At 37.8% G+C, this 15,439-nt stretch carries 16 protein-coding genes; 10 read left to right on the top strand and 6 right to left on the bottom strand.

All coding sequences use genetic code 11. The annotated features are described in order from the left end of the window. Positions 1–48: 48 nt before the first annotated feature. The 3 genes from rsxA to ADA56_RS00960 all read right to left on the bottom strand — a co-directional run bounded on the left by rsxA (position 49) and on the right by ADA56_RS00960 (position 3,636). Positions 49–627, bottom strand: a complete 579-nt coding sequence (rsxA, locus tag ADA56_RS00970; RefSeq protein ID WP_049368787.1) for an electron transport complex subunit RsxA — start codon at positions 625–627, stop codon at positions 49–51. 100 nt (positions 628–727) lie between these two features. Continuing rightward, positions 728–2,881 (bottom strand): YccS family putative transporter, encoded by a 2,154-nt coding sequence (gene yccS, locus ADA56_RS00965; protein WP_049368786.1) that lies wholly within the window; start codon positions 2,879–2,881, stop codon positions 728–730. A 98-nt stretch (positions 2,882–2,979) separates the two neighbouring features. After that, entirely contained in the window at positions 2,980–3,636 is a 657-nt protein-coding gene (locus ADA56_RS00960) for a curli polymerization inhibitor CsgI-related protein (protein WP_049368785.1), read from the bottom strand. A gap of 121 nt (positions 3,637–3,757) precedes the next feature. On the opposite strand from ADA56_RS00960, the gene ADA56_RS00955 reads away from it, so the two are divergent. The 5 genes from ADA56_RS00955 (at position 3,758) to cspD (ending at position 5,668) form a co-directional block, all read left to right on the top strand. Next, positions 3,758–4,027, top strand: a complete 270-nt coding sequence (locus ADA56_RS00955) for an acylphosphatase (RefSeq protein WP_080972313.1) — start codon at positions 3,758–3,760, stop codon at positions 4,025–4,027. A gap of 70 nt (positions 4,028–4,097) precedes the next feature. Further along, positions 4,098–4,418: a YqcC family protein gene (locus ADA56_RS09895; protein WP_049368783.1), complete on the top strand. Its 321-nt coding sequence runs from the start codon at positions 4,098–4,100 to the stop codon at positions 4,416–4,418. After that, on the top strand, positions 4,419–5,135 hold the full coding sequence (truC, locus tag ADA56_RS00945; protein WP_049368782.1) for a tRNA pseudouridine(65) synthase TruC: 717 nt from the start codon (positions 4,419–4,421) through the stop codon (positions 5,133–5,135). Between the two features lie 12 nt (positions 5,136–5,147). Further along, positions 5,148–5,312, top strand: a complete 165-nt coding sequence (locus ADA56_RS09840; RefSeq protein WP_005696048.1) for a YoaH family protein — start codon at positions 5,148–5,150, stop codon at positions 5,310–5,312. 146 nt (positions 5,313–5,458) lie between these two features. After that, on the top strand, positions 5,459–5,668 hold the full coding sequence (gene cspD, locus ADA56_RS00940; RefSeq protein WP_005696050.1) for a cold shock domain-containing protein CspD: 210 nt from the start codon (positions 5,459–5,461) through the stop codon (positions 5,666–5,668). An 80-nt stretch (positions 5,669–5,748) separates the two neighbouring features. Here cspD and matP read toward each other — a convergent pair whose 3' ends face one another. Continuing rightward, positions 5,749–6,198 carry a macrodomain Ter protein MatP gene (gene matP / locus ADA56_RS00935; protein WP_005696051.1) on the bottom strand — a complete coding sequence of 150 codons (450 nt, stop codon included), beginning with the start codon at positions 6,196–6,198 and terminating at the stop codon, positions 5,749–5,751. A gap of 102 nt (positions 6,199–6,300) precedes the next feature. On the opposite strand from matP, the gene ADA56_RS00930 reads away from it, so the two are divergent. Next, complete coding sequence (locus ADA56_RS00930; protein ID WP_049368781.1) at positions 6,301–8,103, top strand: AAA family ATPase; 1,803 nt, start codon at positions 6,301–6,303, stop codon at positions 8,101–8,103. Between the two features lie 168 nt (positions 8,104–8,271). Next, positions 8,272–8,805 (top strand): bifunctional 3-hydroxydecanoyl-ACP dehydratase/trans-2-decenoyl-ACP isomerase, encoded by a 534-nt coding sequence (gene fabA, locus ADA56_RS00925; protein ID WP_005698958.1) that lies wholly within the window; start codon positions 8,272–8,274, stop codon positions 8,803–8,805. 57 nt (positions 8,806–8,862) lie between these two features. Here fabA and ybaK read toward each other — a convergent pair whose 3' ends face one another. After that, positions 8,863–9,342 (bottom strand): Cys-tRNA(Pro) deacylase, encoded by a 480-nt coding sequence (ybaK, locus tag ADA56_RS00920; protein WP_049368780.1) that lies wholly within the window; start codon positions 9,340–9,342, stop codon positions 8,863–8,865. Positions 9,343–9,418: 76 nt separating this feature from the next. On the opposite strand from ybaK, the gene ADA56_RS00915 reads away from it, so the two are divergent. The 3 genes from ADA56_RS00915 (at position 9,419) to ADA56_RS00905 (ending at position 12,118) form a co-directional block, all read left to right on the top strand. Further along, positions 9,419–10,372 carry an oxidoreductase gene (locus tag ADA56_RS00915; protein WP_049368779.1) on the top strand — a complete coding sequence of 318 codons (954 nt, stop codon included), beginning with the start codon at positions 9,419–9,421 and terminating at the stop codon, positions 10,370–10,372. A gap of 20 nt (positions 10,373–10,392) precedes the next feature. Beyond that, on the top strand, positions 10,393–11,700 hold the full coding sequence (locus ADA56_RS00910; RefSeq protein ID WP_049368778.1) for an NCS2 family permease: 1,308 nt from the start codon (positions 10,393–10,395) through the stop codon (positions 11,698–11,700). A gap of 61 nt (positions 11,701–11,761) precedes the next feature. Further along, positions 11,762–12,118, top strand: coding sequence for a DsrE/DsrF/TusD sulfur relay family protein (locus ADA56_RS00905; RefSeq protein WP_005696059.1), 357 nt, complete (start codon positions 11,762–11,764; stop codon positions 12,116–12,118). A 79-nt stretch (positions 12,119–12,197) separates the two neighbouring features. On the opposite strand, the gene ADA56_RS00900 is transcribed toward ADA56_RS00905, so the two are convergent. Beyond that, positions 12,198–15,293 (bottom strand): type I restriction endonuclease subunit R, encoded by a 3,096-nt coding sequence (locus tag ADA56_RS00900; RefSeq protein ID WP_049368777.1) that lies wholly within the window; start codon positions 15,291–15,293, stop codon positions 12,198–12,200. Positions 15,294–15,439: the final 146 nt, after the last annotated feature.

Here is a 15,439-nt window from a genome sequence, read left to right as displayed (position 1 = left end):
ATAATCCGAGAAAAATCACTGTTACAGTAATAAACATTAAGAGATAAATCATTTCACTAATCCAGTGAAGCCCATAAAGGCAAGAGACATCAAACCGGCCGTAATTAATGCGATAGACGAGCCACGAAACGTAATAGGCACATCTGCAGCAACAAGGCGTTCACGCAATGCGGCAAATAAAACTAAAACTAGCGCAAAACCTAAAGAGGCGCCAAAACCATAAATGACGGATTCAGTTAAATTGTGTGTCAAATTGACGTTTAATAATGCTACACCGAGTACCGCGCAGTTTGTGGTAATCAGTGGTAAGAAAATCCCTAATAATCGATAAAGTGATGGGCTTGTTTTATTGATCACCATTTCGGTAAATTGAACCACAACGGCAATCACTAAAATGAAGACTAACGTACGCAAAAATGTGGCGTTTAGCGGCATTAAAATATAATTATCGACTAAATAAGAACACAGTGATGCTACAGTTAATACGAATGTCGTAGCAAGCCCCATACCAATCGCCGTTTCAATCTTTTTGGATACGCCCATAAATGGACAAAGTCCTAAGAATTTGATCAAAACGAAGTTATTGATTAATGCAGTACTGATAACAAGTAGAATATAATGTGTCATTGCGTCTAAATTTATTTTACATAGGTGGCGTATTATCGCTATTTATCGCCTTGAGAACAATAAAAAATTTGGGTTAGTGCGGTCAGTTTTTCCTTTGTTTTTATTTGATCATTGGTTCTACCTGGCTATGTTGGAAATAGCGATATAGCTGAGGTAGCAATTGAGAAATCAAGTTAAGTTGCTGGTATGGCAACGCAAAGACCGAATTGTTTTTGGCTTGGGTTTCATCCCACTGAATTTTTTTAAGGCTTTGTTCAATACTATTTTGGAGCTTTTCAAAAATTTCAGGACGAAGTTTTTCGATATTTTCCAGTGCATATAAAACCTTTTTCGCAACAGGATAAAAGTCTGACAAAAACTCGGTAGTTTGTTGTAATTGCGCCATTTTATTGCGATATGCCCCTAAAGCAGAAATGTAGCTCAATAGGGAATAATTCATTTTTAACAAGTCAAAACCTTCTTGCAAATAAGCTTGATATTTCTTCGGTTCGTTGTTCATATTGGAAAGCGTTGTGCTTAATGCTGCCGCATATTGATGAGCATTACGGCGTGCAATACGGTATTTTAAATTATCGCTTTTACCAAATTGCAGTTGGCTAATAATGTGTAAGAAATATTGTGCATCACTTTGAATCGCTTGACGGCTCACTTTATCGAGCTGTAAATATTTCCAATCCGGCCATAAATAAGAAACGGCAAACCATGCAATGGCTGAACCTAATACAGTATCAATGAGGCGAGGGAAGAGCGCTGACTGTGTGTCAAATCCCATTACATCGAAACTGATCAATACTTGCAAGGTAATAAAGAACGTGGAGAAACTGTAATTATTACTACGGAAAAAGAAAAAGAGCGTACTGGTCACCACCATTAAGCCAAGTTTCATCTCTAATGTTGGGTTGAGATATGGTAATAAGGAGCCAATAATTACCCCTAAAATCGTACCAATAATACGCTGGCGTAACCGCACTTTTGTCGCTGAATAGTTCGGCTGACACACAAAGACCGCAGTAAGTAAAATCCAGTAACCCAAATTAAATTGGAAAAATTCAACAATTGCGCAACACAAAAATACCACGATAGACAAACGTACAGCATGGCGGAAAAGTGGTGATTCAAAAGTGAAATTACTTCCAATAACAGAAAGAATATTTTTTAATCCCGTAATTTGTTCGGTATGGATTTGTGCAGTTTGCTCATTTTCAGTAGTTTCTTGCTCAAGCTGACGTAACTGCCAGTTAATGCTTTGCAGGTTATCAATAAGTGTTTGAAGGGCAAGCAACACATTGTTTTGATTTGTATGTTCTTTACTATAAAGCTCAAGGGATTGAATTGTCCCTATTAATGCTTTTTCTACGCGAATATTATAGTGATAAGGCGTATTTTGACGCAGACAAGCCGTAATATCATGGCAGGCTTGCGCTTGTAATTCGAGCAAGCGCTGAATGCGAAAAATTAAATCTGTATTTTTGAGTTGTTCAGCAATTTGTCGATAATCAAAATGTGTGGAATTTGCACGTTCATGAATGTCTTGCGCTGCAAAATAATAGCGAATCATACGTTGTGTGCGAACATGGCGATGTTGCCCTCGAATGCGGTAGAAAAGCGCAGTTCTTGCTTGATTGAAGGCCTCCACCACATTGGTGTTTTTCATCGCAAAATTAAGATGTTTTTTCTCGATTTCATCAATTTCATCAGGATCAAAAAATTCTGATTTGGCATCTAAATAATTACCTAATGCACAAAACGCTTTTGCCACACTTTCTTGTACAGGACGATTTGGAAAAAAGAGATAGACAATGATGGTCACAATACTGTAGAGCAAGGTGCCCAATAAAATCATTACAGGATTGATAAACCAACTCGCAGAATTATCTGGTGTATAAGTGAGGGTGGTATAAATGGCTACCACCAACGTACCAAATGCAATGGTGCGATAACGTTCACCCACGGCACCAACCATCGTAAATAAAAAGGTGATGATGGTCATCAGCAATACGTATTGAATGGGTTTACCAATATTGAGTTGAACGATGAAGGTTGAAATGGCAAAGGCAATTAAAGTGTAAAAAATATTTTTTAATCGTCCGGTAAGGCGATTATCTAAATCCACTAAACCGCCTGCAATAATCCCTAAAATCAAGGGCATAGATTGCGTAGAAATATCAAAAAACCAGACGCCGAACGCTGCGATATTCACTGCAATAAAAATAGGTATTGAAGCGATTACTTTTGCATTAAGCCATTGATTCATGTTGATATCCTTGCTTATTATTTAATGACTAAAAATTGGATGATAAAAAAGTGAGCGGGAAGGCTCACTTCTTTATCAAAGTGCGGTTAAAAAAACGATTATTTTTGTTTTTTTGCCCAGTTTAAGAAACGAGTTTGGGTTTCTTTATCGGCTTGTTGGAACCAGTATTGTAATTGTTGTTCAGCAACGTTTTCACCTTGCACTACAACTTTACCTTTCGCTGCTTTTCCTGATGCTGCAGGCATCATACCTACTGCAGGTGCCGCTAAAGCTGAAACCGCTGCTGGTGCATTAGATGCATTATACTCAGCAAGGTCGTTAACAATATTCGCTGATGGGAATAAACCTTCTTGTTTTAAGGTATCCACTTTAGCATCAATCACATTACCTGATTTAGTTTTAACGGTAATTTGTGGTTGTGCATTAAATTTTTCGCCATCTTCTTGAGAACGAATTTTTTCTGCAGATACCACAATATCATCAGCCGTACCTTTGAAAGTCACAATAACAGGGTTAGACTCAAAAAGCCCTTGGCTAGAACCGGTACCGACGATCTCACCTAAGCGTACCACAACCTGTTGTGTTTGGTCAGCTTCAGCATTGAATGATTTTTTTTCTTTTAGAAGGGATTTGCTGGCTTTTTGGCCGTTGATAGCAAGGAACTCAAGGTTTGATGAGGTGGTGACCATGCCGGCTAAGCTGCTCGCACTGACTGCAAGGGCAACAACACCTAAAGCAAACTTACATAATTTCATAATTACTCCTTTTATTTTTTGAATGAAATTAGATGGTTGTAATGCTATGCTAAATTTTAAAAAATGGGAATAGGAAAGTGCGGTTAATTTTTAAAAAGTTTTTGTAACAAAGGAGCATATCATGGCAAAACGATTTGTCGTATATGGTCGAGTTCAAGGTGTCGGGTTTCGCTATTTTACGTGGAAAGAAGCAGAGAAAATTGGTATTAAAGGCACGGTAAGAAATTGTACAGACGGCAGTGTCGAAATCATTGCGGAAGGCAACAATGACCAACTACAACACTTTTATGATTGGTTAAAAGTCGGGCCAAGAACCGCAAGTGTTGAACGGGTCTTAGTCGATAATATTGAAGATAAACGGTATTCTGACTTTTCGATTATTCATCGTTAAAACTGACCGCACTTTACAGTGTGAATTGATGCTCGTAGAATACGCCGCTTGTTTATAAATAGGGGAAATCATGCGTAATCAAACAAAACTTCATCTTCAACAATTACAACTTGCTATGCAAAAACTTGATTTATGGCAAGCCGTTCCTCCTTCACAAGAAGCCTTTTTAAGTGAAGAGCCTTTTGCTATTGATACCATGTCACCAGAAGAATGGTTGCAATGGATTTTTATTCCAAGAATGTTTGCCTTACTTGAAAGTGGCGCTGAATTACCCTCAAAAATTGCGGTGTCGCCTTATTTAGAGGAAGCGTTTAAAGAAGCAGAAGAAGATTTTTTAGTTGAATTATTAACACCATTACGTGAATTAGAAGCCTTATTACAAAATCAATAAATGTTAGAAATTTTATATCAAGATGAATATCTTGTCGCCGTTAATAAGCCTGCAGGTATGTTGGTACATCGTAGCTGGCTTGATACTCATGAAACGCAATTTGTGATGCAAACCTTGCGCGATCAAATCGGGCAGCATGTTTTTCCTATTCATCGATTAGATCGCCCCACCTCAGGTGTTTTGCTGTTTGCTTTAAATAGTGAAATAGCGAATTTAATGTGTCAGCAATTTGAAGAGAAAACGGTGCAAAAATCTTATTTGGCGATTGTTCGAGGGTATTTGCAAGGTAAAGGACAGATTGATTATCCTCTTAAAATCCAATTAGATAAGATTGCAGATAAGTTTGCCCAGGAAGATAAAGCCCCTCAAGAGGCGGTAACGGATTATGAGGGCTTAAATATTGTGGAAATGCCTTATGCAGTAGGGCGTTATCAAACAACAAGGTACTCTTTAGTTAAGTTAATTCCTCAAACAGGCAGAAAACATCAGTTACGACGTCACATGAAACATATCTTTCATCCTATTTTAGGGGATACACAATATGGTGATTTACATCAAAATCGTGCATTGACGGAATATTCAGGCTGCCAGCGTTTATTTTTACACGCAGATACACTTATTTTTGAACATCCTATTCATTCAATAAAAATAGAAATTAAAGCTAATTTAGATGAGCAATGGATGAAAGTGATGGAATTATTTAATTGGTCTATTTAACGAGAAAAAATAATGTTAGATATTAATTTAACCCACGAACAGCAACAAAAAGCAGTAGAGCAAATTCAGGAATTAATGGCACAAGGAATGAGTAGCGGCGAAGCCATTCAAATTGTGGCAAAAGCATTGCGTGAAATTCATCAAAAAGGTGAGAAAGAAGCTTCTGACAGTAAATAAATAAAAATTTTTGTGATCAATGTATCATTTTTAAAGTTTCCTTGTTGCATAAAAAAATAAAATGTTTGAATATATTTCCAATGAGGTGATAAGGCATGAGTCTTATTGTTTTTAAGTATTAAGGGCGAAGCCTATAGAGGTCTACTATGGAAATTGGTGTAGTAAAATGGTTTAATAACGCAAAAGGATTTGGATTTATTTCTGCAGAAGGCGTGGATACAGACATCTTTGCACATTATTCAGCAATTGAAATGGATGGTTACCGTTCATTGAAAGCGGGACAACGCGTGCAATTTGAAGTGATTCACGGCGACAAAGGATCTCACGCCACAAAAATAATTCCGATTGCGGAATAAGCGAAACGCTAAAACGTTTCAAAATCTTCTCTATTTAGCATAATCAAAAGCCAAGGTTTCAGCCTTGGCTTTTTTTCATCTTATTTATTGAGTAAGTTTTTCAAACCGGCTTTCATTGCCGTCATTTGGCTTTCATATAATGCTTTGCTTTCACGTTCATCAATCATATAAGTGATGGTTTCAGAAAGTGTCATTTTCATTTTTCTTGAATATTTAGACAAACGAAGCCAAACGCCATATTCTAAATCAATAGATTTTTTCTTCGTTGATTGTTTTTCTGCATTAAAAAAGCGTTTACGTCTTGCACGAATAGCCTGATCAAGCTTAATAGGTAAATCAAGAGAAAGGTGATTTTTAATCCATTCCTCGATTTTTTCAGGATAATTCTGACATTCTATTAATTCTTGAACTTTGCTTTCTTCTAAGCTTTTTTCTTCATAACGGGTAATTTTTTCCCCTTCACGATGTTTGCGAATGAGATAAATCCATTTCCAGTTTGCTTCTTGGTTTTCTAATTTTTGGTATTTCATCGTTTTATTATGCTTTTTAGTGACGTGGTAACCTCATAAATATACGCTGTTTAGATAAATTTTTCCAGTAGATTTTTATAACGGATTTTCACTCAGTGTGAAGTGTGCGATAATACCGCCAATTTAATTAAAGCGAGATATGTCGTGACTTCAACATCTTCGGAACAAGCCTTAAATTGGCAAGCCTTACAACCAGAATTATCGATTACTGAACTTTCAGCTGAAAAGGCTGATTTTTGGTCATTACAAAAACACGCCACAAAAGCGATTTCTTTATTTTTAAAACAACCTCGTCGTTCTTTGTTAGTTTTAAAAGCAGATGATCAAGCAGAATATGCCGATTTATTAGCAGAACTTATTCGCCAAGAACAGCCAAAAGAGCGGTCAGTTTTTGGGGTAAATTATGTGGTTGAGCAGGGAGATTCTTTTTCTTTCCCTCGTATTTATACAGAGCCAGCCCAATCTCTCGCTGATAATTTTGCTGCACAAGGTGATGTGTTGAAGGCATTGCATGCTGATCAATTTAGCCTTTTTGGTAGTGTGCGTGTTCATCCTAGTTCGCAAGATATTTTGCTCACACCAGGTTTAGTGCATCAAGCCAATGGTGGCGTTTTGATTTTAAGTGCAGCAACGATGCTAAGCCAATTTGATTTATGGCAACGTTTAAAACATATTTTACAAACGCAAACTTTTGATTGGTATTCAGCCCATCCATTTAAAACCTTGCCTTGTGATATTCCAAGTTATCCACTTGATTTAAAAGTGGTGATTTTAGGTAATCGCACTGAAATTGCGACCTTAGGTGAGTTAGAAGAAGATCTTTATAGCTTGGCTGATTATGCTGAAATTGAAAGCTATTATTCTGTTGCACAACCGAAAGCACAAGAAAATTGGGCTAATTATGTGTTGGCATTAGCCTCAAAATATGAGCTCGATTTAGATTTAACTGCATTAAATAAACTCTATCAGTTACTGGTGCGAGAGAGTGAAGATCGCTTTTTAATTAACATTTCCCCGTTAAAAACAACAGAAATGCTACTCAATGCTGCGACGTTGTCACAAAAACAAACCTTAAGTGCGGTTGATTTTGAGCAAGCTTTTAAACAAAAGAACGAACAGCACGGTTTCTTACGTGAACGTACTTATGCAGATATTCTTAACGAGCAAATTTATGTAGAAACCAACGGTGAAATTGTTGGGCAAATTAATGGCTTGTCTGTTATTGAATATCCAGGCACCCCCGTTTGTTTCGGTGAACCTTCTCGTATCAGCTGTTTAGTGCAGTTTGGTGATGGTGAAGTCGTAGATGTGGAACGTAAAAATGAATTGGCAGGCAACCTTCATGGTAAAGGAATGATGATTTCTGAAGCTTGCCTGGCAAGTATCTTAGAGTTGCCATCACAATTACCATTTTCTGCGTCTTTAGTATTTGAGCAGTCTTATGGTGAAATTGATGGTGATAGTGCGTCTCTAGCTATTTTCTCCGTGTTAGTCAGTGCGTTATCTGATTTGCCGTTGCCACAAAATATTGCGATTACCGGTACCATTGACCAATTTGGTTTGGTGCACGCAGTAGGTGGAGTGAATGACAAAATTGAAGGCTTTTTCACCATTTGCCAACGTCGTGGTTTAACGGGTAAACAAGGGGTGATTATTCCCGCGACAACAATTCAACAACTAAGCTTATCTGATGAAGTGGTTGAAGCCGTGAAAAATGAACAATTCTTTATCTATCAAGTCGAGGATATTTATCAAACAGCCAAAATTCTATTTGACCGCGATTTATTGGAAGAGAAAGAAGAATATGCGAAGGGCAAAGAGCCGATTGCGCGTTTAATTCAAAGTCGGATTGCTTTCCGTTCGGAAACGCCGAAAAAAAACTGGTTAGATTTCTTTAAATCTTAATTTCTTTAAAGCGAACCTTGTGTTCGCTTTTCTTTTATCTTAATTTTACTGACTGATCCGACAAGTTGAGCTAACAAGTGTTCGCTGTTTACATTTCTTATAAATCCCCATAGAATCTGCACTTATTGTTTGTAATCAAGCAAAACTATATATACAAGGAAATAAAAAATGGAAAACACCTGTACACCCAACATCAAAAGCAGCTACACTTATGAAGATTTATTAGCTTCTGGTCGTGGTGAATTATTTGGTAAAGAAGGCCCGCAACTTCCAGCACCAACCATGTTGATGATGGATCGCATTGTAAAAATGACCGAAGATGGCGGTGCGTTTGGTAAAGGGTATATTGAAGCGGAATTAGATATTCATCCAGATTTACCGTTTTTTGGTTGTCACTTTATTGGTGACCCAGTTATGCCAGGCTGCTTAGGTTTAGATGCGATGTGGCAATTAGTGGGTTTCTTCCTTGGCTGGGTAGGGGGTAAAGGTAAAGGCCGTGCATTAGGCGTAGGTGAAGTGAAATTTACCGGACAAATCTTACCAACCGCGAAAAAAGTGGTTTATCGCATCAATATGAAACGCGTAATTAATCGCAAATTAGTAATGGGAATGGCTGACGGTGAGGTGGAAGTCGATGGTCGCGTTATCTACACCGCAACTGATTTAAAAGTAGGCTTATTCCAAGATACATCAAGCTTCTAATTCAAATAAACACAACATCATATAAAAATAATAGCCCGATTCATTCGGGCTTTTTTTCTATTCTTCGTCAATAATATCGACAAATTCGGCATTCAGTAATTTAGCCAAATCTTGTGGGGCCAATTCGACGCTTAATCCACGTTTCCCGCCTGAAACAAAAATCGTATCAAACTCAAGTGCGGTCGAATTTATCACTGTTTTTACCCGTTTCTTTTGACCTAATGGACTAATGCCACCGACAAGATACCCCGTACTTTTTTGTGCCACATCTTTATCGGCCATTTCAACCTTTTTCACACCAATTGACTTTGCCGCCTTCTTCAAACTCAACATATTTGCCGTGGAAAGCACAAAACACGCTAATTTTTTCTGATCACCATTTTCAGCGACTAAAAGTGTTTTAAAGGATTGGTGCGGATCAAGCCCAAGTTTTTCAGCGGCTTCATCGCCAAAATGCGTATTGTTAGGGTCATGATCGTAAGTATGGAGAGTAAAAGGAATTTTATTTTTCTTTAGTAAATCAATTGCCGGTGTCATCTGATTTCCTTATGTATTTATGCGTCTTTTTTCTGTAGAATGAATCGGTTCAGAACATTTTACAGCGGAGAGAAAAATGGACGCAAGCCTAAATATTGCTATTGCAGCAGAATTTGATCTATGTGAAAAAATTGCCGAAGCACTTGAACAAAGTGAGCTAGATGTAGGCAAGATTTCTATCGTAGAAATTTATCCTTTTGAAGAAGAGCAAGCGGTACGTTTTTGCAATAAAGCGGTTGCTCAATTAGCCACTGATGAGATTGAGTGGGATAGCGTTAATTATCTTTTCTTCGCAGGCCAAATTGACCAAGCGCCTTTATTAGCACAAGCCGCAGAAAGTGGCTGTGTCGTGATTGATTTAAAAGGAATTTGCTCAGCATTGTCTGATGTTCCTGTTGTGGTTCCTACAATCAATGAAGAAAACCTGACTGAATTAAGACAACGTAACATTGTGAGTTTGCCCGATCCGCAAGTGAGTCAATTAGCTTTATCTCTACTACCAATCATTCAACAAACAAATTTAACTCAAGTTTTTGCAACGTCACTTTTGCCCGCTTCTTATACAGATGGGGAAACCGTAAATAAACTTGCGGGTCAAACCGCTCGTTTACTGAATGGTATGCCGTTGGAAGAAGGTGAAGCCCGTTTTGCCTTTGATGTGTTTCCACAGCAAGCGTCAAATTTAAATCTGCAATTACAAAAAATCTTCCCGCAATTAGACAATGTCATTTTCCATCAAATTCAAGTGCCTGTATTCTATGGAATGGCACAAAAAGTGACCGCACTTTCAGATTATGAATTTGATTACCAGCCACAACAAAACGAATTGATTGAATTACACGATAGCCTTATTACGCCTGTGATTAATGGTGAAAATGAAAATGGTGAAGACAGCGTAAAATTGCATATCAGCCAACAAAGTGCGGTTGAAAATGGAATTGAATTTTGGACGGTAGCTGATGAGCAACGTTTCAATATTGCCTTATTAGGTGTGAAATTACTTGAGTCAATTTATCACCAAGGTTATTAATTTAAGTTAAGGGGAAGACAATGCAACAATCTTTACTTGAACGCCTTTTTTCGATTAAAGAAAAGGGTAGTACCACCAAAACTGAAATTATCGCTGGTATCACCACCTTCTTTACCATGGTGTATATCGTGTTTGTGAATCCATCCGTATTAGGTGATGCGGGAATGGATAAGCAAGTTGTTTTCGTGACCACTTGTTTAATCGCCGCGCTAGGTACCATTGCGATGGGGTTATTCAGTAATTTACCTATCGCCCTTGCACCCGCCATGGGACTCAATGCGTTCTTTGCTTATGTAGTCGTTGGCAAGCTTGGTTATTCTTGGGAAGTGGGCATGGGTACCATTTTCTGGGGCTCAATTGGTTTATTTGTTCTCACCTTATTCCAAATCCGTTATTGGTTAATGGCATCGATTCCGCTTTCACTGCGAGTGGGAATTGGTGCAGGTATCGGCTTTTTTATTGCCTTAATTGGCTTTAAAAATATGGGGTTGGTTGTCGCGAATCCTGCAACCTTAGTGGCATTAGGCAATTTACATGATCCGAAAATTCTGCTTGGCGTATTAGGTTTCTTTATTATCGTCGTTTTAGCTGCACGTAATATTTTCTCTGGTGTTTTAATTTCTATCGCGGTAGTGACTGCTTTAGCGCTTTTAATTGATGACCAAGTTAACTTCCACGGCATTGTTTCTATGCCACCAAGTTTAGGTTCGGTTGTCGGTAAAGTGGATATTGCGGGTGCTTTAGATACGGCTTTGCTCGGCATCATTTTCTCATTCTTATTAGTAAACCTATTTGACTCATCAGGCACCTTATTAGGCGTGACTGATAAAGCAGGTTTCAGTGATGAGAAAGGTCGTTTCCCAAAAATGAAACAAGCTCTTTATGTAGATAGCGTGAGTGCGGTAGTAGGGTCTTATATTGGTACATCCGCTATCAGTACCTATATCGAAAGTGGCGCTGGGGTTTCTGTAGGCGGTAGAACAGGTTTAACGGCGGTGACAGTCGGTGTTTTATTCTTACTCACTATTTTCTTCTCGCCACTAGCTAGTGTGGTACCAGCTTATGCAACCGCAGGGGCATTAGTTTATGTGGGGATTTTAATGGCATCCAGTCTTATTCGTGTACACTGGGATGATTTAACTGAAGCAACACCTGCTTTTATCACTGCAGCGATGATGCCATTTACTTATTCAATTACTGAAGGTATCGCATTCGGCTTTATTAGTTATTGCGTCATGAAGGCTTGTACAGGTAGAATACGCGAGGTTAATGCCCCTGTGTGGGTGGTGTCTTTATTATTTGTGGCCAAGTTCGTTTGGGTTGGCTGATTTCATAAAGGCGTAATTTATTACGCCTTCATTTTTATAGCATTGCAACAAGGAGTGCGTCATGCAAAATATTCTTTTTATCGTCAATGATTCCACATATAGTGGAGAAAAAACCTTCAACGCTGTTCGTTTCGCCATCAATATGAAAGAAGAGCACAGCAAGGATGTGAATATTAAATTATTCTGCTTTTCTGATGCGATTTTATGCGGTATTGCGGGACAAAATCCAAATGAAGGCTTCAATATCCAACAACTTATCGATATTTTAGCGGCACAAGGTGCTGAAATTAAATTATGCACCAGCTGCGTGAAAGCACGTGGTTTATTAGACGCTAAATTAATTGACGGTGTGACCCTTGGTACCTTAGATGATGTATCCGAGTGGACATTATGGGCGGATAAAGTTTTAACGTTCTAATTCCTGATAAAACTGACAAAATAAAAAGGTGTAATCAATAGATTGCACCTTTTTAATTCTATATAGTCGGTTTAAGTTTTTAAACCTCGCCACCAATCCCAACAAATTTCTCAACAAAGGCAACAATCTTTTGGAAAATGCTTTGTTTTTTTGTGAGATATTGCGGATTAAGCGGACTCATTTTCGGTAGAGCATCATTTAAATCTGTACCTTGTTCACTAGCATATCCGCGTTTTAGGGATACGTTAATATAACGCTTCGCAGCATCAATATTCAGCCCTTCACTGCTAATTAATTCGTCAGCTTCCTTCTGTTGCTCTTTTTGAGCAAATTGGAAGAAGGATTCAATAATACCGGCTTTATCGACAATGCTATCTAAGTCAGTTTGATTGATAAAATCTACGATCAAACTTTCTTTGGCTCGATTACCTAGGCTAGCTCGGATTGTGGTTCGAATTTCATCAATCAGCTCAGCTTTATTTTTCATTTTCTTGTTGTGTTCAAAAATCAATTCTAAGATGTAATCTAGATTGATTTCTTGAGATTTTAATAAATCTACCTCAAACACCACATCGTCCCAATCAATAGTCGATTTGGCTTTTTCCTCGCCATCTTTTTGACGACGGAGCCAATCCCGAATATCGTTGTAAGTTGAACGGTAATTCTGAATACTGCGTTCACTTGGCATATCAATAGGTTGCATTTCAGCAAAAGCTTCGTCCGTTAAATAATATTTTTCTTTAAAGGCTTCAACGGCTTTTGCATCGCTGGTATTGAGCGATTGAAATGCTTGTAAAGCAGCGAACTCATCATAGTTTTGCAGAATGTTTTCAACCCGCAAATATTCACCAAATAATTTTACAAAGTCTTTCTTGTCTTTTTCCGTTTGAATTACATCTGGATCCAGGAAGCGTTCTTGCAATTCAGCAATAACCTCTAAATACCCACGACGGGCGACACCTGCATCGGTAAAGCCTTCCATATATTCTTGGTAACTTTTTTCTAATACGATATTGCGTGTATTGGATTTACCGAAAAGGGTAATCGCATCAATGGTATCTTGTTCCAAATCGCGGAAAGTGACGATATTGCCAAAACTTTTGGTGCTGTTGTAAATACGGTTTGTACGAGAATAAGCTTGAATCAAACCATGGTAACGAAGATTTTTATCCACAAATAACGTGTTTAAGGTTGGGGCATCAAAACCGGTTAAAAACATTCCAACGACAATCAGTAAATCCACTTCTTTGTTTTTGACGCGTTTGGCGAGGTCACGATAGTAGTTTTGGAACGATTTCGCATCCACATCATAATTAGTGGCAAAATAGCCGTTGTAATCATCAATGGCCGATTTTAAAAATTCCTTAGCCGAGGAGTTCATCGCCTCCACTTCAAAACTTTCATCGACAATATCCCCAATCGCATCTTGCTCTTCATTCGCGGCAAACGAAAAGATTGTTGCAATTTTAAGTGGATTTTTGACCGCACTTTGTAACTGTTTAAAAGTTTGATAATAAGCTTTAGCCGCATCCACGCTACTTACCGCAAACATGGCATTAAAGCCATTGTTACCCGCATTAAAGCGATGTGTCTTTTGTTTGAAATTATCTAGAACATATTGGGCAATTTGCTCAATACGTTTAGGTTGTAAAAAGGCTTGTTTTTTCTCGAGTTTTGTTAGCTCTTCAAGATTCTTTTCAGTTTCAATGCTCTTAAATTGTGGTCGTACATCATTGTAATCCACTTTAAATTTCAGCACTTTTTCGTCACGAATCGCATCGGTGATAATGTAAGAATGGAGTTCAATGCCAAAAACACTCGCTGTAGTTTCAGCACCTAATGCGTTAGTTGGGAAAATAGGCGTACCGGTAAAACCAAATTGATAGTATTTTTTAAATTTTCTCGTTAGATTTTTTTGCGCTTCACCAAATTGAGAACGATGACATTCGTCAAAGATAAAAACAACCTGTTTATCGTAAATCGGTAATTTATCTTCCGATTTCATCAGGTTGTTGAGTTTTTGAATGGTGGTAACAATGATCTTATTATCGTCTTTTTCGATATTGCGTTTTAGCCCTGCCGTACTTTCCGAACCATTCACGCTATCCGGTGAAAAACGTTGGTATTCTTTCATGGTTTGATAGTCCAAATCCTTTCTATCAACCACGAAGAATACTTTTTCAATAAAGTCTAATTCTGTTGCAAGTCGTGCGGCTTTAAAGCTGGTGAGCGTTTTGCCTGAGCCTGTAGTGTGCCAAATGTAGCCACCACTTTCTTTATTGCTCCAATTTTTCGCCTGATATGAACTTTTAATTTTCCATAAAATACGCTCGGTAGCGGCAATTTGATAGGGGCGCATAATCAATAGGGTATCGGAAACATCAAACACGCAGTAATTCACCAACACATTAAGCAGAGTGTGTTTTTGTAGGAATGTCGCTGTAAAATCCTTTAAATCTTTAATCAGAGTAGTTTTCGCCGTTGCCCAATTCATTGTGAAGTCATAGCTATTCTTATCGCGCTTGGTGGTATTGGCAAAATAGCGAGTATCCGTGCCATTAGAAATGACAAAAATCTGAATATATTTAAAGAGAGAATTTTCTTTATTGAAACTTTCTTTGCTGTAGCGATGAATTTGATTAAAGGCTTCACGAATTGCCACGCCACGTTTTTTCAGTTCAATATGCACAAGGGGTAAGCCATTCACCAAAATCGTCACATCATAACGATTGTCATAGCTGCCGGTTTGCTCAAATTGATTGATGACTTGCAGGGCATTGTTGGCAAGATTTTTCTTATCTAGCAGATAAATATTCTGAATGTGTCCATCATCAAATACAAAATCATAAATATAGTCATCATGAATTTTACGGGTTTTCTCAATCAGACTATCGCTCAGTTTATCCAAATATTCCTCTAAAAAACGTTGCCATTCCGCATCGGAGAAAACTACATTATTTAAGCGTTGTAATTGTGCCCGTAAATTTTTAATTAACGCATCATGACCATTGAGACCTTGCAAATACTCATAGCCCTGTGCCTGTAAATCACGGATAAATTCACGTTCAAGACTTCCTTCTGTTTGGTAGCCTGCATTGGGTTCTTCAACAAACTTTTTGTATTGATCTAAAACGATAAAGTGGTTGGATTCGGCGATGGTTTTGTATTGGATCATAGTGGTTCCTTAGTATATTTTTCAGTTATTCAGTATTACTGAATAACTTGAGTTATTATAAGTCATTGAATAATAATCTTATTTTCATTGGATATGTTTTCAGGTAGTATTTTATAGTTTAAATATTAATCAAGAAAACTTTAGTT

Origin of the sequence: Parahaemophilus parainfluenzae (assembly GCF_001055095.1) — a bacterium.
Taxonomy (GTDB): Bacteria; Pseudomonadota; Gammaproteobacteria; order Enterobacterales; family Pasteurellaceae; genus Haemophilus_D; species Haemophilus_D parainfluenzae_Z.
Note: the sequence above shows the minus strand (reverse complement) of the source record. Positions and strands in the feature narration are given on the sequence as shown.